Genomic DNA, 19,102 nt, shown 5'->3' with positions numbered 1-19,102 from the left:
CGGGTCAGCCCTTGGCTTGCGGCTCCACCACACGGACATGGAGTTCACGCAACTGCTTGAACTCAGCGGCGGACGGTGCGCCCATCAACAGATCTTCGGCGCGCTGGTTCATCGGGAACAGCGTGATTTCACGTAGATTCTGCGCGCCGCACAGCAGCATCACGATGCGATCGACGCCAGCGGCCATGCCGCCATGCGGTGGCGCGCCATATTGGAAGGCGCGATAGAGGCCGCCGAAACGCTCTTCCACGTCGTCCTTGGAGAGGCCGACCAGTTCGAACGCCTTGACCATCAGCTCCGGCGACTGGTTGCGGATCGACCCCGATGCGATTTCGAACCCGTTGCACACCATGTCGTACTGATAGGCGTTGATCGTCAGCGGATCCTGATTGTTGAGCGCGTCGAGGCCACCCTGCGGCATGGAGAAGGGGTTGTGCGCGAAATCGACCGACTTTGTGTCCTCATCATATTCGTAGAAGGGGAAATCGACGATCCAGCACAGGTCGAACCGGTCCTTGTCGATGAGGTCCAGCGTCTCGCCCACGCGGGTGCGCGCCAGACCGGCGAGTTTGGCCGCCTGCGATTCCTTGCCGGCCGCGAAGAACACGCCGTCATTGGCGCCAAGGCCGAGCGCCGCGATCAGCTTGGCAGTCGCTTCCTCGCCGTGGTTTTTGGCGATCGGGCCACCGGGGACGCCATCCTTGATGTTGATATAGCCAAGGCCCGAATAGCCCTCGCCCCGCGCCCAATTATTCATTTCGTCGAAGAATTTGCGGCTGCCCGCGCCCGCGCCCGGTGCCGGGATCACGCGAATGACGCTGCCGCTCTCGACCAGAGAGGCGAAGATGCCGAAGCCCGAACCGACGAAATGCTCGGTCACGTCGGTGATTTCGATCGGGTTGCGCAGGTCGGGCTTGTCGCTGCCATATTTCAGCAGCGCCTCGGCATGGGGAATACGGCGGAAGCTGCCTGCGGGCGTCACCGGCTTGCCGTCGGCGAACTTCTCGAAGATCTGGGCGATGACCGGCTCCATCGTGTCCCATACTTCTTCCTGCGTGACGAAGCTCATTTCGAGATCGAGCTGGTAGAATTCGCCCGGCAGCCGGTCGGCGCGCGGGTCTTCGTCGCGGAAGCAGGGGGCGATCTGGAAATAGCGGTCGAAGCCCGCGACCATCAACAGCTGCTTATATTGCTGCGGCGCTTGCGGCAGGGCGTAGAATTTGCCGGCATGAATGCGGCTCGGCACCAGGAAGTCGCGCGCGCCTTCGGGGCTGGACGCGGTCAGGATCGGCGTCGAATATTCGGTGAAGCCTGCGTCCTCCATGCGACGACGCATGTCGGAAATGATCTTCGTCCGCTTGACGATATTGCCGTGCAGCGTTTCGCGCCGCAGGTCGAGGAAGCGGTAGCGCAGGCGGATATCTTCGGGATAATCCTGCTCGCCCGCCACCGGCAGCGGCAGTTCGGCAGCGGTGGACAACACGGTCACGCTATCGGCGACGATTTCGATCGCGCCGGTTTCCATCTTCGGGTTGGTGGCTTCAGGGCCGCGCGCGACGACCGTGCCATCGATCGTGACGACCGATTCGAGCCGTAGGCCTTCCAGCACGCGCAACGCTTCGCTGTCCGCCTTCGCCACCACCTGGCTGATGCCATAATGATCGCGCAGATCGACGAACAATACGCCGCCATGATCGCGCTTGCGATGGACCCAGCCGGACAGGCGGACGGTCGCGCCGACATCGGCTTCACGAAGGGCGCCGCAAGTGTGGGTGCGATAGGCGTGCATGGCGTTTGGGTTCTTTCAGCTTCGTTTTACGGAAATGACAAAGTGTTGCAGCCGGGTTATGGGCTGGAACGTCGACTAGCGACGAGCCCGCCAGGGAGCGGGCCTGCCCATAATAAGATCGAAGACTATATGCAAATTCATCCGCTGATTACCGACAGCAAGACCCTGGCCGATTTTTGTGCCCGTATCGCAAAATCCCCCTACATCGCGGTCGATACCGAATTCATGCGCGAAAACAGCTATTGGCCCGAACTCTGCCTGGTACAGGTTGCCGACCCGCATGAGGCGGCCGCGATCGACCCGATGGCACCGGGCATCGACCTCAAACCCCTGCTCGACCTGATGTGCGAGAATGAGGATGTGCTGAAGATCTTTCATGCAGGCGGGCAGGACATAGAAATTGTCCACAACCTGACCGGCAAGACCCCCCACCCCATGTTCGATACCCAGATTGCGGCGATGGCCTTGGGCCTTGGCGAACAGATTGGGTATGGCAATCTGGTCGAAGCGTGGATGGGCGTGCAACTCGACAAGGGCGCGCGCTTTACCGACTGGGCGCGCCGTCCGCTCGACAAACGGCAGATCGACTATGCGATCGGCGACGTCACCTACCTGATCCAGATCTTCCCCAAGATGCTGGAAGAATTGCGCAAGACCGGGCGTGGCGACTGGCTGGACCAGGAAATGGAGCGGATCAGCGATCCGTCCAACTATGAAAACCTGCCCGAAGACGCGTGGAAGCGCGTTCGCATCGCCAGCAAGAAGGCCGATGTGCTGGGCCGGTTGAAGGCGCTGGCTGCCTGGCGCGAGATCGAGGCGCAGGACAAGAATTTGCCGCGCGGTCGCATCGTCAAGGATGAGACGCTGGCCGATATCGCCAGCCACCCGCCCCGCACGCAGGAGGATCTGGGCAAGGTGCGCGGCCTTTCCGCCACCTGGCGCACCAATGATATCGGCGCACGGCTGATGAGCGCGATCGCCAAGCACCAGCCGCTCGGCAAGGACGAGATGCCCGACCGCGAACCGCGTCGTCCGGGCCTGGGCAAGGATGGCGCGCTGGTTGCGGATTTGCTCAAGCTGCTGCTCAAGATCCGGTCGCGCGATATCAATGTCGCCTCCCGCCTGCTGGCACGGTCGGACGATATCGAAGCGCTGGCGGCCGGCGTGCGCGACGGCCTGTCGATCCTGGAAGGCTGGCGCTACGAACAATTTGGCCGCGATGCGGTGGATCTGGTCGAGGGGCGGTTGGCTTTTGCGGTCAAGGGCGGGCGCTTGAAGATGACGCGGACGGAATAATTCCCTACCTCCGTTCGGGCTGAGCCTGTCGAAGCCCTGTCCTTCTTAGGAAGTGTGGCCCTTCGACAAGCTCAGGGCGAACGGATATTATGCGTTAGGAGAGAAACATCATGCGCCACATCCTGTCCGTTGCGAGCGCGCTTGCCCTCGCCGCTTGCGCGACCACCCCGCCCGTCACGGCGGACGGTTCCTGCAACCATGACAGTCTCGCCCGCTTCACGGGCCAGAAGGCCAGCGCCGAAACCGGCACCGCCCTGCTCCGGGCATCGGGCGCAAAGACTTTGCGCTGGGGTGGCCCCGGCATGGCGATGACGATGGACTTCCGCCCGGATCGCCTGACGGTCAGCTATGACGAAGCGATGCTGATCACCTCGGCACGGTGCGGGTGAGGGCTTTGCGGGCTGGCTTCAGCCCGCGTCCCGCCATGTTCCTGGTTCCACGCCCTCAAGCGTCCAGTCCCCGATCCGCCAGCGCACCAGTCTGAGCGTGGGATGTCCCACCGCCGCAGTCATGCGGCGCACCTGGCGGTTCTTGCCCTCGCGGATGGTCAGGCTGATCCAGCAATCTTTGACCGTCTTGCGGAACCGCACCGGCGGGTCGCGCGGCCACAGCGCTGGGTCGTCGATCCGCTCGACCTCGGCGGGCAAGGTCCGCCCGTCCTTGAGCGTCACCCCGCGCCGCAGCGTGTCGAGCGCCGCCTCGTCCGGTTCGCCCTCCACCTGCGCCAGATAGGTCTTCGGCATCTTGAAGCGCGGGTCGGCTATCCGCGCCTGCAACCGCCCGTCGTCGGTCAGCAGCAGCAATCCTTCGCTATCGGTGTCCAGCCGACCGGCCGGATAGACTCCCGGCACATCGATATAATCTTTGAGCGTCGGACGCTCCGGGCCGTTCGGCTCCGGGGTGAACTGGCACAGGACATTAAAGGGTTTGTTGAACAGGATCAGCGTCATCGTCGTCACTCCCCCTCGTCAAAGGCAACGCTGCCCTGATCAATCAGCGCGGCGATCAGCGTCAGCGCCGTATCGGACCCGGCCAGTGCGGGATCGACCATCAGATCACCCCGGCCGCACAAGGCCCGCGCCAACACCGCGCCATCGCCAACGCAATCGAAACTCTGCCCATCCACGAACAGGGTCACCGCGTCGTCCGCCTGCGTTATGAAGGCGAAGCGGCTCGCGGGATTGCGGCACAGCGGCACCTGCGCCGCGATCAGCGCGCGGGCCATGTTGACGTCAGCGGGTTCTTCGGGTTGCCAATCGGTGTCGGCATATTTGGGCTGGCTGCTATAGGTGCCGAACCAACGGGCAAAGGCCGTCCGGTCGCTCAGGGCTTCCAGTACCAGTCCATGCAGCCGGTCGATCGCCGAGGCTGCGATTTCGCCGGGATGATCCTGCCGCGCCAGATCGGGGTCCGCATAGCGATCCTCGTCGGGCATCGCGTCGACCAGATGTTCGCTCCAATGTTCGACCAGTTCGGCGCGGGAAGCGCGCGGAAGCCGATGGAATAGGTCATGCAATCATCGCCCACCGCGACGCCGTCATGCGCGAAGCAGGGCGGGACATAGAGAATATCGCCCGGTTCCAGCACCCATTCATCGGTCGCCTGAAAATCGGCGATCAGGCGCAAGTCGTCGTGCGGCAAGAGCGACGTCGCGCTATCACAGCGCTGCCGACCCGCCATCGCCTGCGCCCCAATCCCTGCACCAGGAACACGTCATATTGGTCGAAATGCGCGCCCACGCCGCCGCCGTGGCTGGCATAGCTGACCATCACATCGTCGATCCGCCAGTCTGGCACGAAGCGGAAGGGCGCGATCAGCGCCGCGACGTCGGGCACATGCTGGTCCACTGCCTGCACCAGCAAGGTCCAGGGGTCGCGCCCCAGATCGCCAAAACGGGTTTCGGGGAGCGGCCCGCTCTCCATTGCCAGCCGATCGTCGGCGGCCATGATGAGGCGCGATTCAACCCCCTCCTCGCACGCCAGCCCGGCCAGTTCGTCCGGCTCCAGCGGATTGCGCCAATCCTTCCATGGATTGCGGATCAGCAGGGGTGCCTTCTGCCAATGGTTGCGCAGGAACAGGTCGATGTCGAAATGGGTAAACTGCATCATGCAGCCTTGGCCTCATCCGCCCTCGCTGTCAAAAAAGGCGGCCTAGAGTTCCAGCCCGATAAGCGTCCCGCTGCCGATCCGATCGATATAGCGCTTGCCGTCAATCTCCAGCCAGTCGGGAGTCACTTCCAGCCGTCGTCCCTTTATCGTCGTGCGCAAATGCTCCACCGCAATGCGGTTGCGGGCCACGATACGCAGCACGGCCAGACCATCGCCCCGCGCCGCCATCATCGAATAGCGGTCCCCGCGCAGCAGGAAGTGCCAGCTACCATCGGTCGGCAGCCATTCATTACCGTCGATCACCTGAATGGGCTCGCCATCCGGTCCGCCCAGCCGCACGCTGATCCGAGTCGCGCCATTGATCCGGCGGGGCGGGGCAAAGACCAGGATCGGTTCACCCGCCACCGTGATCGGAATAGGCGTATCGCGCAGCACCCGTGATCCGCCGACGATGAGATGGGGCAGTTCGGGCGAAAATGGCAGCCGATCGCGCGCGAAATGCCGCTGGCGCACCACAGGATTGGCATGGAAACTCTGGACCTGGGTCGGCGTCAATCGCCCTTCCTCGACCAAGCCATGACAGGTCGGGCATAACAAGGTCGCGCCCGGCCCGTCGGGCATTCCCAAATACCGATAGAGGGTAACGCCGCAGCGCACACAGGCAAAACCACACGCCTGACGAATGTCCGCGCGCTGCTCGGCCGTCAAATCCGGCAATGAATGCATCACGCGCAGGCCTACCATGCAGAGCACCCCTTTTTGAGCGCCGTGCCGCATGATGCGACCGGCGGTCCCTTCTGGCGTCCATCCTGCCTGCGGGGATGCTCTGATGCGGCTCCCTTGTGGTTGCTATCGTTGGAATATTTGCGCCCAAGTCAAGCGCGTCGTTCAATCACGTCTATCGTTGCGGCAAAAGGTCGACGTTGCGCGCCGCCGCCAGCGCCCGGATTCTGCCGGGACGCGGCATGTTCTTGATGGCAATTTCCGCTACGTCACCCGCGCTGAACATCTCGACATGCCCCACATCGAAGAGGCGTTGGCCCAGGCTTTGCGTGATACGGACGCTGCGGATGCTGCCCAGCGCCACTTCAGTCCGCTGTTTGGACAGCAGGCCGCGCTCCAGCAGCACTTCCCGTTCGGACAGCGCCAGCCGCTCGCCCTTGTGCATGACCCACCACACAGCGATTGCCAGGATACCGACTACTGAAAGCAGCAATACAGTGAACAATAGCGGGTGCGCCCGGAACATGGCGGGGTTTTCGTCGTACAGCCAAGTATCGCTCATGCCGCCTCCCGCGCGTGGACCGGCGTGGTTTGACCACGCCGCCTCATAGGCGTCAAGTTGCCATCACTTGGGGCTAGCGACCGGCTGCGCGCGCTCGATCCGTCGCAAAACCCGCGCCTTTACCCTCAGGCTTTACAGGCTGTTAGCATATCTAGCTTTACGCCTTCACGCTGTAGGAGGACGTTCGGTGCAAACAGGGTGCCAGGGTTGCCAGTCGCAAGCCCATCAATTCGACATCGCAATGGCGTTCCAACCCATTGTCGATATCCAGACCGGACGCCCCTTCGCGTTCGAAGCGCTCGTTCGTGGCGTCAATGGCGAGGGTGCGGGCGAAGTTCTGGGGCGCGTCACGCCAGAGAATCGCTATGCGTTCGACCAGCAATGCCGCGTAGCGGCGATCGAGGGGGCTGTCGCCGCGGGTATTCTGGATACCGATGCCCGCCTGTCGATCAATTTCCTGCCCAATGCCGTCTATTCGCCCGTCGCCTGCATCCAACTGACGTTGAAGACCGCTCAAAAGACGGGCTTCCCCACCGACCGCCTGATCTTCGAATTTACCGAGAATGAGGAAATGGTCGATTCGGACCATGTCGGCACCATCATCGACTCCTATCGTAAAATGGGGTTCGGCACGGCGATCGACGATTTCGGGGCGGGCCATGCCGGACTTGGGCTGCTGGCCAAATTCCAGACCGATTACATCAAGCTCGACATGGACCTGATCCGCGGCCTCGATACCAGTCTGCCGCGCCGGATGATCGTGGAAGGCGTGCTGCGCATCGCCCAATCGCTGAACATCGTCGTCATTGCCGAGGGCATTGAGACGGTCGGCGAATATGAAGCGCTGCGCGCGATAGGGATTCGCTATATTCAGGGCTATCTGCTGGCCCGGCCCGGCTTCAAGAGCTTGCCCAGCGTGACGCTACCGGGCGGTGATCGCTACGCTGCCGTCGCCTGACCGGCGCGCCTGCACGGCCGCCAACACATCTCCCGCCAACCGCGCATAGTCCGCGCAGGCCCGCTGCATCGTCGCTTCACTATCGGGCCGGCGCAACCGGCCGAAACAGAGGCGGTTCTGCGCCGCACGCATTGCGCGGAGCAGCGTTCGGTCTTCGCCATTCAATCCTAATTGCGGCCCGGCCCGGTGCCAGGCTTCGGCTGCGCTGGACATACGATGGCCCGGCCGCACACCCGGATCATCCCCTGCCCCCGCACCCAGCCGATCGATCCGATGCGCTTCGGCGATCAAGTCGGTCAGAAACAGATCGAGTTCGCGCAAGCCATTGCCGATCAGCTTGGCGGGCATGGCGCGCCGCCGCTCTCTTGCGGCGTCCGGGCACAGGCGGAGCGACATGCCATTGGCCAGAAACGCCGCTGCCCGCTCGATGCGCCCTACCTGCCCCGCGATCGGCACCATCTGCGCCAGCGACGCGGGACGGGCAGCCGCGCTGCTCATCGCTTCTTTACGAACTCCGCGCGCAGCACCAGACCCTTGATCCCGTCATGGCGGCAATCGATTTCCTGCGCGTCGCCGGTCAGGCGGATCGATTTGATCAGCGTACCCCGCTTCAACGTCTGTCCCGCGCCCTTGACCACCAAATCCTTGATCAGCGTCACCTGGTCACCATCGGCGAGCAGATTGCCCACCGCGTCGCGCACTTCGACCATGTCGGCGGCATCGCCTGCCTCGTTCAGTTGCGACGCAGGCACCCACTCGCCCGACGCCTCGTCGAAGACATAATCTTCGTCGGACCCGCTCAATTCTCGTCGCCCATGCGTAGCGCAGCGATGAAGGCTTCCTGCGGAATCTGGACCGAGCCATATTCGCGCATCCGCTTCTTACCTTCCTTCTGCTTGTCGAGCAGCTTCTTCTTGCGGCTGATGTCGCCGCCATAGCATTTGGCGGTCACGTCCTTGCGCATCGCCGCGATCGTCTCGCGGGCGATCACCTTGCCGCCGATCGCCGCCTGGATCGGGATCTTGAACAAATGGCGGGGGATCAGGTCTTTCAACCGCTCGCACATGCCGCGCCCGCGCGATTCGGCGGTGCCGCGATGGACGATCATGCTGAGCGCATCGACGGGTTCGGCATTGACCATGATGCTCATCTTGACCAGATCACCCGTCCGATAGCCGATCTGGTGATAGTCGAAGCTGGCATAGCCCCGGCTGATGGATTTCAGGCGATCGTAGAAATCGAACACCACTTCGTTGAGCGGCAGTTCGTAGGTCACCTGCGCGCGGCCGCCGACATAGGTCAGGTTTTTCTGAATGCCGCGCCGATCCTGACACAGTTTCAGGATGGACCCTAGATATTCGTCGGGGCAATAGATGATAGCCTCGATCCAGGGCTCCTCAATCTCGTCGATCTTGGTCGGGTCGGGCATGTCGGCAGGATTGTGCAGTTCGATCTCGCCCGCGCCATAGGTCAGCTGGATCTTATACACCACCGACGGCGCGGTGGTGATGAGGTCCAGATCATATTCGCGTGTCAGCCGCTCCTGGATAATCTCCAGATGGAGCAGGCCAAGGAAACCGCAGCGGAAGCCGAAGCCCAGCGCCGCGCTGCTCTCCATTTCGAAACTGAACGAGGCATCGTTGAGCCGCAGCTTACTGATCGATTCGCGCAGCTTGTCGAAGTCATTGGCATCGACGGGGAACAAGCCGCAGAACACCACCGGCTGGACTTCCTTGAAGCCCGGCAGCGGTTTGGTCGCGCCATTCTTTACCGTCGTGATCGTGTCGCCGACGCGCGTTTCCGTGATGTCCTTGATCTGCGCGGTGATGAAGCCGATCTCACCCGCCGCCAATTCCGGTAACGTCTCGATCTTGGGACGCATGCAGCCGACCCGGTCGATCAGATGCTCCGTGCCGCCGATCATGAATTTGATCGCCTGGCCCTTCTTGATCACCCCATTGATGACGCGGACGAGGATGACGACGCGAGATAGGGATCATACCAGCTATCGACCAGCATGGCTTCGAGCGGGGCATTGCGGTCGCCCTTGGGCGGCGGGATCTTCTTGACGATCGCTTCGAGGATTTCGTCGATGCCGATGCCCGACTTGGCGCTCGCCAGCACCGCTTCCGATGCGTCGATGCCGATGACATCCTCGATTTCCTTGCGTACCTTTTCAGGCTCGGCAGCGGGCAGGTCTATCTTGTTGAGGACCGGCACGATCTCATGATCATGCTCGATCGACTGATAGACATTGGCCAGCGTCTGCGCTTCCACGCCCTGCGCCGCGTCCACGACCAGCAACGCGCCTTCGCATGCCGCAAGGGAGCGCGAGACTTCATAGGCGAAATCGACGTGCCCCGGCGTGTCCATCAAATTCAGTTCATAGGTCTGACCGTCCTTGGCAACATAATCCAGGCGCACCGTCTGCGCCTTGATCGTAATGCCGCGCTCTTTCTCGATATCCATATTATCAAGGACTTGCGCACTCATCTCGCGGTCGGTGAGGCCACCGGTGCGTTGGATCAGGCGATCGGCCAGAGTCGATTTGCCATGATCGATATGGGCGATGATGGAAAAGTTACGGATATGCGAAAGCTCGGTCATCGCCGCCCGATAGCAGCGATTGAACGCCCTGTCAGTAGGATCACGAAGGGCAGTGTGATGGATGTCGAAGATCGTTACGCCCGCGCCACCATGCTTGGAAGGCAAAAGCGGCTGTGGTAGGGTTGCGCCAAAATATCAGGGTCGCGTGAACAATTTCAAAGCAAGCAACAAACGGGGTTCTGATAATGCGTGTATTGAAAATGCTGACCGCTGCGACAGTCTGTCTTACGCTGGCGGTGCCGCAGGCCATGGCGAAAGACAAGGGGTCATCCGGCCGCCAGGCACAAGCCAAGAAACAGATGGAAATACCCCGCTGCACCAAGCGGCTCGGCACCGCTGCGATCGTTGAGCCAGATAACCAGTGGTGGCGCGAATTGAGCCTCGGCAGCCCCGAAGCGATCATCAAATTGTTCGTCCAGCAGTCGGGCTGTTTCGGCCTCGTCAATCGGGGTCGATCGATGGCCAGCCGTAACATGGAACGGGCCATGGCGGATTCGGGCGAATTGCAGGCGGGATCGAATCTGGGCCGGGGCCAGGTGAAGGCAGCGGATTATTTCATCCAGCCTGACATCGTCACCACCAACAAGAATAGTGGTGGCAACGCGCTGGGCGGTATGTTGGGCGGCATGTTGGGCGGGCGCATTGGCGGCGCGCTATTGGGTGGCATCTCGGTGAAGAAGAGCGAGGCCAACGTCATGCTGTCAGTGGTCAACGCCCGCACGACAGAGGAGGAAGTGATGGCCGAAGGCTATTTCCGCAAATCGGACCTCAGCTTTGGCGGCGGCGGCGGTTTGGGCTGGATGGGCGGTCTGGCCGCAGTCGGCGGCGGCGGCTATCAGAATACCGATATTGGCCAGGTGATCGTGCTCGCTTATCTGGACGCTTATACCAAGATGGTGACGCAGATGGGTGGCTTGCCTGAAAATGCTGCAGCAGCCGCGCCGGTTGCGCAGTAAACAGCGTAAAGATTGGGGGAAAGGGTGTCGCCGGGCCATCCGGCGACACCCTTTTTCACGCCCATTATGCGCCGCGCAGCACCCACAGGTCGCGCAACCGCACAACGGAAAACCCTGCCCGTCCACTGCCGTAACGAAAGTCGGGGCAGGCATGGCCATCGCCACACCCACCCCTCCAGCGTAATTAGCATTTGCGTCTTTCGCCGCCCCTCGCTGATGCGCGGGGAGCAGCCCTCTTAAGCGGGGTTCCGATCCAGGATGGCCGCAATCACGCCGGTTACATTGCCCATATCAGCCATGCCATCGACCCGCGAAACGATGCCGCGGGCTTCATAGATAGGCAGGATCGGTGCAGTCTTGGCGCGATATTCGGCCATGCGCGTGCGCACCGTGGCTTCATTGTCGTCCGGGCGGCGCTTGAACTCGTGGCTCTTGCACTTGTCACACTCGCCCTCGACCTTGGGCAGCATGAAGACATCATGATAGCCAGCGCCGCAATTGGCACAGGTGAACCGACCGGTGATGCGTTCGACCAGCGCATCCTCGTTGACGTCCAGTTCGATCACGTGATCGAGCGAGCGCCCCCGCCCTTCCAGCAGGGCGTCGAGCGAATGGGCCTGCGCCTCGGTGCGTGGGTAACCGTCGAAGATCACCCCGGTATCGGGCGCAAGCGCGTCGAGCGCTTCGCCGATAATGCCGGACACGACATCGTCGGGCACCAGAGCGCCCGCTTCCATCAGTGCCTTGGCCTGAAGCCCGACGGGCGTACCCGCTTTTACCGCAGCGCGCAGCATGTCGCCGGTGGACAATTGCACCATGCCGCGATCCTCGACCAGACGACTGGCCTGTGTCCCCTTGCCGGCGCCGGAGGGCCAAGCAGAATGATGTTCATCGCGCGCATTCTCCCCTGTTGTGCGCCCAGTGTCCGGGCCGCGTTTAGCGCAGGCGGCCCTTGAGCTTCGCCTTCTTGATCAGATCCCCATATTGATGGGCCAGCAAATGGCTCTGGATCTGAGTCACCGTGTCGACCGTAACATTGACGACGATCAGCAGGCTAGTCCCACCAAGGTAGAAGGGAATGCCCGCCCGGGCGATAGCGAATTCCGGCACCAGACAGATAAAGGCCAGATAGGCCGCGCCGATCACCGTGATGCGCGTCAGCACATAGTCCAGGTAATTTTCAGTATTCTTGCCGGGACGTATGCCGGGAATGAAGCCGCCATTGCGCTTGAGGTTGTCGGCCGTCTCTTCCGGGTTGAACACCACGGCGGTGTAGAAGAAGCAGAAGAAGACGATGCCGAGGCCATAAAGGCCCATATAGACGGGGCTACCATGTGACAGATATTGATTGAGCGTCAGGACGAAATCGCCCCAGCGGCTTTCGCCCGCGACCGTCTGTCCCGCGAACTGCGAGATCGTCAGCGGCATCAGCAGCAGCGACGATGCGAAGATCGGCGGAATGACGCCTGCGGTGTTCACCTTAAGCGGCAAATGGCTGCGATCGGCCTGCATCAAACCCTGGCGCGTTTGCCGCTTGGGATATTGGATCAGCACCCGGCGCTGCGCCCGCTCCATGAAGCAGATCAGCAGGATCAGGCCAATCGCCATGACCATGACCAAGAAGATCAGCAGGCCCGAAATCGTGCCTTCGCTGCCGGACTTGAACAGGTTGCTCAACGTCACCGGCAGCTGGGCGACGATGCCCGCCATGATGATGAGCGATACACCGTTGCCGATACCGCGCGAGGTGATCTGCTCGCCCAGCCACATCAGGAACATGGTGCCGCCGATCAGCGATACGACCGCCGAAACCCGGAACACCATGCCGGGGTCGACCACAGCCGCGCCCTGGGTTTCATAGCCCACGGCCGCAAAATACCCCTGCACCGCCGCCAGGAAAACCGTGCCATAGCGCGTATATTGGTTCAGCCGCTTGCGCCCGCTCTCCCCTTCCTTCTTGATCGCCGCCAATTGCGGCGACAGCGAAGAGGCAAGCTGCACCACGATCGACGCGGTGATGTAGGGCATGATGCCCAGCGCGATCAGGCTGGCACGCTCCAGCGCGCCGCCGGAAAAGGTGTTGAAGATGTCGAGCACGCCGCCGCGCGTATTCTGCACCGCGCCGGCCAGCGCCGTCGGATCGATGCCCGGCATCGGCACGAAGCTGAGGAACCGGAAGACGATCAACGCGCCGAGGGTAAACCACAGGCGCTTTTTGAGGTCGGTGGCCTGGCTGAATTTTGCCAGGCTCAGATTGGATGCGAGCTGGTCGGCTCTCGATGCCATGGTGGCTGCCCTTCAAATCACTCTTGCCGGGGCATCAAGCCCCGATGCGGAATCGCTCATCCCTTAGCGGGACCGGTTCAACGTGTCGAACGGGGAGTTGCCACGCCAAGCGACAAAGACATTCCCCCGATACGCATGACCCCGCCAACCCATATCGGGCAGCGGGGCCATGCTTGCAAGTCTGGGAGCGTGGTTTACGCTTTCCGGGCAGCCTTGGCGGCGGCAAGGGCGGTGCCCTTCTTGGCCTTCGCCTTGTCGGCGGCCGCCACGACTTCGATCACTTCGACCTTACCACCGGCCTTTTCGACCGCTTCCAGCGCGCCCTTGGACGCACCGGACACCAGGAAGCTGACCTTGGCGGTCAGTTCACCCTTGGCGAGCAGGCGGACGCCATCCTTGCCACCACGGGCAAGAGCTGCGGCCTTGAGCGCGGCATGGTCGATGGTCGCATTGGCGTCCAGCTTGCCGGCGTCGATCGCCTTCTGCACCGCACCCAGGTTCACGATCGCGAAATCGCTGGCGAAGATGTTGTTGAAGCCGCGCTTTGGCAGACGCATGTGGAGCGGCATCTGGCCACCCTCGAAGCCGTTGATGGCAACGCCCGAACGTGCCTTGGCGCCCTTTTGACCGCGCCCTGCGGTCTTGCCCTTGCCCGAACCGATGCCGCGTCCAACGCGCATACGGCCCTTGCGGGCGCCATCATTGTCACGGATGTCATTGAGTTTCATATCGTGCACTCGCTTTCGCTTTGTTCGCGCTGTCCCCAGTGGGAACCTGAAAAGGCCGGGCCAATAGCCCGACCGTCAAAAAAACGAAAGAGGGGTTTCCCCCTCTTTCGCATCATTTCGTCGGATCGAAGGGCTTAGCCTTCGACCACTTGCACCATATGGGGCAGCTTCTTGATGGCACCGCGGACTTCCGCCGTGTCTTCCAGTTCCACCACGCGATGCATCTTGCCAAGGCCCAGACCGATCAGAATCTTCTTCTGGTCGGCGGGGCGACGTATCGGCGAACCGATCTGCTTGATCTTGATTGTTGCCATGTCGGTTACTCCACAATCGCTTCGGCGTCGGCCTGCGCGACCTCGACCGAGGCTCCACCGCGATGCAGAAGGTCGGCGACCTTCTTGCCGCGACGCTGCGCCACCGACTTGGGGCTCGTCTGTTCGCCCAGCGCCGCGAAGGTCGCCCGGATCATGTTATAAGGGTTCGACGTGCCGTTCGACTTGGTCACGACGTCTGCAACGCCGAGGCTTTCGAACACGGCGCGCATCGGACCACCCGCGATGATACCCGTACCGGCAGGCGCCGAACGCAGCGTCACCTTGCCAGCACCGAAATGGCCGAGACCATCATGATGCAGCGTACGGCCTTCCTTCAGCGGAACGCGAACCATTGCCTTCTTGGCAGCGGCGGTCGCCTTGCTGATGGCCTCGGGCACTTCGCGCGCCTTGCCATGACCGAAACCGGCCCGGCCCTTGCCGTCGCCGACAACGACCAGCGCCGCAAAGCCGAAGCGCTTACCGCCCTTGACGGTCTTGCTGACGCGGTTGATGTGGACCAGCTTCTCGATCAGTTCTTCGCCCTGATCTTCGTCCCGGTTACCGCCGCGACGATCGTCACGACGACCACGGCCGCCGCCGCGATCGCTGCGGTTGCGGTCACCGCCGCCACGGTTGCCACGACCACGGCCGGGACCACGATTTTCGGTGACTTCCTGAGGCGTCGCTTCAGGAGCCAGGACGGCTACGGGCTGATTGCCTTCGCCGGTGGTGTTTTCGTCAGCCATGATCAGAACTCCAGCCCGCCCTCACGGGCGGCATCGGCCAGCGCTTTCACGCGGCCATGGAACAGGAAGCCACCACGGTCGAACACGACGCGGGTGACACCGGCAGCGGTCGCCGCAGCGGCGACGCGCTTGCCGACATCGGCAGCGGCTTGCGAGGTAGCGCCGGTCTTGCCGCGCACGTCCTTGTCCAGGGTCGATGCAGCAGCAACGGTCGTACCGGCAGCGTCATCGATGATCTGGGCGTAGATGTGACGACCCGAACGGTGGATGCTCAGGCGCGGGCGGGTGCCCGAAACAGCCTTAAGAGCGGTGCGAACACGGCGACGACGCCGCGCGAAGAGGGAAAGCTTTGCCATCTTACTTCTTCTTCCCTTCCTTGCGGAAGATGAACTCGCCGGCATATTTGATGCCCTTGCCCTTATAAGGCTCAGGCTTACGCCAGCGACGGATTTCGGCGGCAACCTGGCCGACCTGCTGCTTGTCCATGCCGCTGATCTCGACCGTGGTGTTATCCGGGGTCTTGATCTCGATCCCTTCGGGGATCGCAAAATCGACGTCATGGCTGTAGCCAAGCTGCAGCTTCAGGTTCTTGCCCTGCGAATTCGCGCGGTAGCCAACGCCGGTGATGAGCAGCTTCTTGGTGAAGCCTTCCGTCACGCCGGTGACCAGATTCTGGATCAGCGTGCGCTGCATGCCCCAGAATGCCCGTGCGGCTTTGGTCTTGTTGGCTGGCTGAACGAGAATGCCTTCGCCTTCCAGCGTATAGCTGATCTCGTCGCGCAGCGGCATGGCCAGGGTGCCCTTGGGCCCCTTGACCGAGAGCTGCCCGCCCTCGATGGTCGCCGTCACCCCATTGGGGATCGCGACCGGCTTTTTACCGATGCGGCTCATTAGAACACCTCCGCCAGCACTTCGCCGCCGACATTCTGGTCGCGCGCTTCCGCGTCGGACAGAACACCCTTGGGCGTCGAGACGATCGTGATACCAAGACCGTTGCGGATCACCGGCAGTTCTTTCGAACCCGAATAGACGCGGCGGCCAGGCTTGGACACGCGGGCGACATGCTTGATAGCAGGCTGCCCTTCGAAATATTTCAGCTCGATGCGCAGGCCAGGGTGCTTGCCGAGGTCTTCCTCGGAATAGCCGCGAATATAGCCTTCGCGCTGGAGGACGTCGAGGACGCGGGCGCGCAGCTTGGACGCCGGGGACATAACGCTGTCCTTCTTCGCCTGCTGCCCGTTGCGGATGCGGGTGAGCATATCACCCAGGGGATCGGTCAATGCCATGAGATGATATCCTTACCAGCTCGACTTGGTGACGCCGGGGATCAGGCCCTTATTGGCCAGATCGCGCAGCTGAATACGGCAGAGCCGGAATTTGCGGTAATAAGCGCGAGGGCGCCCCGTCAGTTCGCAGCGGTTACGCACGCGGGTCGGGTTACCGTTGCGGGGAATTTCCGCCATCTTCAGACGAGCGATCAGACGATCGCTGTCATCGGCCGCGTTGTCATTCGCGATCGCCTTGAGCTTTGCATAACGGCCGGCATATTTCTTAACCAGCTTCTTGCGACGCTCATTCTTGTTGATCGAACTCAGTTTCGCCATGACTTAAGTTCTCTTCCTTAGCTTTAGCGTTGGGAGAGAAGCGGGACCTTATTCAGGCCGCCTGCTTCTCTTCGAGCGGGAAGGGGAAGCCGAAGAGGCGCAGCAATTCGCGCGCTTCATCGTCCGTCTTCGCCGTGGTGGTCACGATGATGTCCATGCCGCGCACCTTATCGACACGGTCATAGCTGATCTCTGGGAAGATGATCTGCTCCTTGATACCGAAGGCATAATTGCCACGGCCATCGAAGCTCTTCGGATTGAGACCACGAAAATCGCGGACGCGGGGCAGGGCCACGTTGATCATGCGGTCCAGGAATTCATACATGCGCTCGCGGCGCAGCGTGACCTTGGCACCGATGGGCATGCCTTCACGCAGCTTGAACTGCGCGATCGACTTCTTCGCCTTGGTGATAACCGGCTTCTGGCCAGCGATCAGTTCCATTTCCTCGGCGGCCTGCGTGACCTTCTTCTTGTCCTGGGTCGCTTCGCCCACGCCCATGTTGAGCGTGATCTTGTCGATCTTGGGGACTTCCATGACGTTCTTGTAACCGAATTTCTCGGTCATCGCCTTGGCGATCTCGGCGTCATACAGCGCTTTGGAGCGCGGGATGTACTTATCGGCCATTACAGCACCTCACCGGACTTGACGGCGACACGGACCTTCTTGCCGTCGCGATCCTCGAAACGAACGCGGGTCGGCTTGCCATCCTTGTCGGCGACCGCCACGTTCGAAATGTGGAGCGGCGCGGGCTTGCGCTCGATGCCACCCTGCGGGTTCGACTGGCCGGGCTTGCGATGCTTCGCATGCACGTTGATGCCTTCGACAAGAACCTTGTCGGCCTTGGGCATCACTTGCAGGACAGCGCCGGTACGGCCCTTGTCCTTGCCAGCCAGGACGACGATCTTGTCGCCCTTCTTGATCTTGGCAGCGCTCATTACAGCACCTCAGGAGCGAGCGAGATGATCTTCATGTGCTTCTTGGCGCGCAGTTCGCGAACGACCGGGCCAAAGATACGGGTGCCGATTGGCTCCTCGTTCTTGTTGATGAGCACAGCGGCGTTGCCGTCGAAGCGAATCACGCTGCCATCAGCGCGACGCACGTCCTTGGCGGTACGCACGATGACGGCACGATGCACGTCACCCTTCTTCACCTTGCCGCGAGGCGCTGCTTCCTTGATCGAGACGACGATGATGTCGCCTACGCTCGCGAAGCGACGCTTCGAGCCGCCCAGCACCTTGATGCACTGGACGCGCTTGGCGCCGCTGTTGTCAGCGACGTCAAGATTGGATTGCATCTGGATCATGGATCCGGTTCCTTCTTATTTGGCCTACCGGGACGCTCCAGAAAGGTCTGGCCCAGCGGTTCCGAATTTCGTGCCAAGACTCTGTCGGGTCCTACGCGAAGCGCGGGCCTGTAACCCCTTCTGATCGAAAAGGCCAGCCCCACGTCGCAATAAGACCCAAAGAATCAGTGAGCCTACCCTAAAAGTCCGGGTTTCCGCCTTTAAGCGGCAACCTCCGGCGACTTGTGGGTGTCCACGCGCTCGATGACCTTCCAGGTCTTGAGCTTGGAAATCGGGGCGGTTTCCTCAATGCGGACCGTCTCGCCTTCCTTGTAGATATTGCCCTCGTCATGGGCGTGATATTTTTTCGAACGGCGGATGATCTTGCCGTAGAGCGCATGCTTAACCTTGCGCTCTACACGAACCACCACCGTCTTGTCGGTCTTGTCGGAAACCACCGTTCCCGTCAGCACGCGCTTGGGCATCGTGTGTTTCCTTTACTTCGCGGTCGCAGCCGAGCTGTTACGCTCGGTCTGCAAAGTTTTGATCTGCGCGATCGACCGGCGGACTTCCTTGACGCGGCTGGGCTTTTCCAGCTGGTTGGTGGCCGCCTGGAAACGCAGATTGAACTGCTCGCGCTTCAGGTTGTTGAGTTCGGTCGACAGTTCGTCGTCCGTCTTGGTCTTAAGGTCAGCAACGTTCGCCATGGCTTAACCCTCCAGGTGCGAGGTGTCGCCGAGGCGGGCAACGACCTTGGTCTTGATGGGCAGCTTCATCGCGGCGCGCGAGAAGGCCTCTGCTGCGAGCGGACCGGGCACACCGTCCAGTTCGAACAGGATGCGACCCGGCTTGACGCGGGCGGCCCAATATTCGACCGAACCCTTGCCCTTGCCCTGACGGACTTCGGCCGGCTTTTTCGACACAGGCACGTCGGGGAACACACGGATCCACAAACGACCCTGACGGCGGATGTGACGCGTGATCGCGCGGCGAGCCGCTTCGATCTGGCGCGCGGTGATCCGCTCAGGCTCCATGGCCTTGAGACCATAGGAACCGAAGTTCAGAGCGGAACCGCCCTTGGCATCGCCCTTGATCCGGCCCTTGAAGGTCTTGCGGAACTTCATTTTCTTCGGTTGCAGCAT

24 protein-coding genes and 3 pseudogenes are annotated in these 19,102 nt (G+C 61.8%); 4 read left to right on the top strand and 23 right to left on the bottom strand.

The genetic code is table 11. The features are described from left to right. Positions 1-4 precede the first annotated feature (4 nt). Complete coding sequence (gene aspS / locus BF95_RS14675; protein ID WP_043152147.1) at positions 5-1,789, bottom strand: aspartate--tRNA ligase; 1,785 nt, start codon at positions 1,787-1,789, stop codon at positions 5-7. A gap of 129 nt (positions 1,790-1,918) precedes the next feature. On the opposite strand from aspS, the gene rnd reads away from it, so the two are divergent. Both rnd and BF95_RS14665 read left to right on the top strand, forming a co-directional pair. Next, positions 1,919-3,085, top strand: a complete 1,167-nt coding sequence (gene rnd / locus BF95_RS14670) for a ribonuclease D (RefSeq protein ID WP_043152145.1) — start codon at positions 1,919-1,921, stop codon at positions 3,083-3,085. A gap of 110 nt (positions 3,086-3,195) precedes the next feature. After that, a complete protein-coding gene (locus BF95_RS14665; protein ID WP_043152144.1) occupies positions 3,196-3,474 on the top strand; it encodes an I78 family peptidase inhibitor in 279 nt (92 codons plus the stop codon). A gap of 18 nt (positions 3,475-3,492) precedes the next feature. On the opposite strand, the gene BF95_RS14660 is transcribed toward BF95_RS14665, so the two are convergent. The 4 genes and pseudogenes from BF95_RS14660 to BF95_RS14645 all read right to left on the bottom strand — a co-directional run bounded on the left by BF95_RS14660 (position 3,493) and on the right by BF95_RS14645 (position 6,478). After that, complete coding sequence (locus tag BF95_RS14660; protein ID WP_043152165.1) at positions 3,493-4,035, bottom strand: pseudouridine synthase; 543 nt, start codon at positions 4,033-4,035, stop codon at positions 3,493-3,495. Between the two features lie 5 nt (positions 4,036-4,040). Next, positions 4,041-5,190, bottom strand: a pseudogene (locus tag BF95_RS14655) (JmjC domain-containing protein). Between the two features lie 45 nt (positions 5,191-5,235). Continuing rightward, entirely contained in the window at positions 5,236-5,919 is a 684-nt protein-coding gene (locus BF95_RS14650) for a hypothetical protein (RefSeq protein ID WP_200866974.1), read from the bottom strand. 172 nt (positions 5,920-6,091) lie between these two features. Continuing rightward, positions 6,092-6,478 (bottom strand): PH domain-containing protein, encoded by a 387-nt coding sequence (locus tag BF95_RS14645; protein WP_043152142.1) that lies wholly within the window; start codon positions 6,476-6,478, stop codon positions 6,092-6,094. Between the two features lie 187 nt (positions 6,479-6,665). Between BF95_RS14645 and BF95_RS14640 the strand changes: the two genes are divergently transcribed. After that, positions 6,666-7,436 carry an EAL domain-containing protein gene (locus BF95_RS14640; protein WP_081764172.1) on the top strand — a complete coding sequence of 257 codons (771 nt, stop codon included), beginning with the start codon at positions 6,666-6,668 and terminating at the stop codon, positions 7,434-7,436. Here the strand turns inward: BF95_RS14640 and BF95_RS14635 are convergent. The 3 genes and pseudogenes from BF95_RS14635 to lepA all read right to left on the bottom strand — a co-directional run bounded on the left by BF95_RS14635 (position 7,401) and on the right by lepA (position 10,043). Beyond that, positions 7,401-7,934, bottom strand: a complete 534-nt coding sequence (locus BF95_RS14635; protein ID WP_235209762.1) for a hypothetical protein — start codon at positions 7,932-7,934, stop codon at positions 7,401-7,403. The two genes, BF95_RS14640 and BF95_RS14635, sit on opposite strands and share 36 nt — an antisense overlap. After that, positions 7,931-8,239 (bottom strand): alkylphosphonate utilization protein, encoded by a 309-nt coding sequence (locus BF95_RS14630; RefSeq protein ID WP_043152140.1) that lies wholly within the window; start codon positions 8,237-8,239, stop codon positions 7,931-7,933. The genes BF95_RS14635 and BF95_RS14630 overlap by 4 nt, the downstream gene beginning before the upstream one ends. Beyond that, positions 8,236-10,043 (bottom strand): annotated as a pseudogene (gene lepA, locus BF95_RS14625) (translation elongation factor 4). The gene BF95_RS14630 and the pseudogene lepA overlap by 4 nt, the downstream one beginning before the upstream one ends. Positions 10,044-10,228: 185 nt before the next feature. On the opposite strand from lepA, the gene BF95_RS14620 reads away from it, so the two are divergent. Then, positions 10,229-10,999 (top strand): CsgG/HfaB family protein, encoded by a 771-nt coding sequence (locus BF95_RS14620; RefSeq protein ID WP_043152139.1) that lies wholly within the window; start codon positions 10,229-10,231, stop codon positions 10,997-10,999. A gap of 236 nt (positions 11,000-11,235) precedes the next feature. On the opposite strand, the pseudogene BF95_RS14615 reads toward BF95_RS14620, so the two are convergent. From BF95_RS14615 to rplP, 15 genes and pseudogenes are all read right to left on the bottom strand, one after another. Further along, positions 11,236-11,891, bottom strand: a pseudogene (locus BF95_RS14615) (adenylate kinase). Positions 11,892-11,935: 44 nt separating this feature from the next. After that, positions 11,936-13,285, bottom strand: coding sequence for a preprotein translocase subunit SecY (gene secY / locus BF95_RS14610; RefSeq protein WP_043152138.1), 1,350 nt, complete (start codon positions 13,283-13,285; stop codon positions 11,936-11,938). A 194-nt stretch (positions 13,286-13,479) separates the two neighbouring features. Then, positions 13,480-14,013 (bottom strand): 50S ribosomal protein L15, encoded by a 534-nt coding sequence (rplO, locus tag BF95_RS14605; protein WP_043152163.1) that lies wholly within the window; start codon positions 14,011-14,013, stop codon positions 13,480-13,482. 134 nt (positions 14,014-14,147) lie between these two features. After that, a complete protein-coding gene (gene rpmD, locus BF95_RS14600; protein WP_037472383.1) occupies positions 14,148-14,327 on the bottom strand; it encodes a 50S ribosomal protein L30 in 180 nt (59 codons plus the stop codon). Between the two features lie 5 nt (positions 14,328-14,332). Then, positions 14,333-15,073, bottom strand: coding sequence for a 30S ribosomal protein S5 (gene rpsE, locus BF95_RS14595; protein ID WP_043152137.1), 741 nt, complete (start codon positions 15,071-15,073; stop codon positions 14,333-14,335). A 2-nt stretch (positions 15,074-15,075) separates the two neighbouring features. Continuing rightward, complete coding sequence (gene rplR / locus BF95_RS14590) at positions 15,076-15,429, bottom strand: 50S ribosomal protein L18 (RefSeq protein WP_037472385.1); 354 nt, start codon at positions 15,427-15,429, stop codon at positions 15,076-15,078. Position 15,430: 1 nt separating this feature from the next. Next, positions 15,431-15,964: a 50S ribosomal protein L6 gene (rplF, locus tag BF95_RS14585; RefSeq protein ID WP_043152136.1), complete on the bottom strand. Its 534-nt coding sequence runs from the start codon at positions 15,962-15,964 to the stop codon at positions 15,431-15,433. Beyond that, positions 15,964-16,359, bottom strand: coding sequence for a 30S ribosomal protein S8 (gene rpsH, locus BF95_RS14580; protein WP_037472387.1), 396 nt, complete (start codon positions 16,357-16,359; stop codon positions 15,964-15,966). The genes rplF and rpsH overlap by 1 nt, the downstream gene beginning before the upstream one ends. A gap of 12 nt (positions 16,360-16,371) precedes the next feature. After that, complete coding sequence (gene rpsN / locus BF95_RS14575) at positions 16,372-16,677, bottom strand: 30S ribosomal protein S14 (RefSeq protein ID WP_037472388.1); 306 nt, start codon at positions 16,675-16,677, stop codon at positions 16,372-16,374. A 52-nt stretch (positions 16,678-16,729) separates the two neighbouring features. Then, the gene (gene rplE / locus BF95_RS14570) at positions 16,730-17,302 is read right to left on the bottom strand and encodes a 50S ribosomal protein L5 (RefSeq protein ID WP_037472389.1); all 573 of its coding nucleotides are present in this window, start codon (positions 17,300-17,302) and stop codon (positions 16,730-16,732) included. Then, the gene (rplX, locus tag BF95_RS14565) at positions 17,302-17,613 is read right to left on the bottom strand and encodes a 50S ribosomal protein L24 (RefSeq protein WP_043152135.1); all 312 of its coding nucleotides are present in this window, start codon (positions 17,611-17,613) and stop codon (positions 17,302-17,304) included. Before rplX ends, rplE begins: the two co-directional genes overlap by 1 nt. Further along, a complete protein-coding gene (gene rplN / locus BF95_RS14560) occupies positions 17,613-17,981 on the bottom strand; it encodes a 50S ribosomal protein L14 (protein WP_007686569.1) in 369 nt (122 codons plus the stop codon). Before rplN ends, rplX begins: the two co-directional genes overlap by 1 nt. Positions 17,982-18,181: 200 nt before the next feature. Then, on the bottom strand, positions 18,182-18,445 hold the full coding sequence (rpsQ, locus tag BF95_RS14555; protein WP_043152134.1) for a 30S ribosomal protein S17: 264 nt from the start codon (positions 18,443-18,445) through the stop codon (positions 18,182-18,184). Positions 18,446-18,457: 12 nt separating this feature from the next. Beyond that, entirely contained in the window at positions 18,458-18,667 is a 210-nt protein-coding gene (gene rpmC, locus BF95_RS14550; protein WP_037472392.1) for a 50S ribosomal protein L29, read from the bottom strand. Between the two features lie 3 nt (positions 18,668-18,670). Then, on the bottom strand, positions 18,671-19,102 hold the full coding sequence (gene rplP, locus BF95_RS14545) for a 50S ribosomal protein L16 (protein ID WP_037472393.1): 432 nt from the start codon (positions 19,100-19,102) through the stop codon (positions 18,671-18,673).

This window comes from Sphingobium sp. Ant17 (assembly GCF_000588875.1).
Lineage (GTDB): Bacteria > Pseudomonadota > Alphaproteobacteria > Sphingomonadales > Sphingomonadaceae > Sphingobium.
Note: the sequence above shows the minus strand (reverse complement) of the source record. Positions and strands in the feature narration are given on the sequence as shown.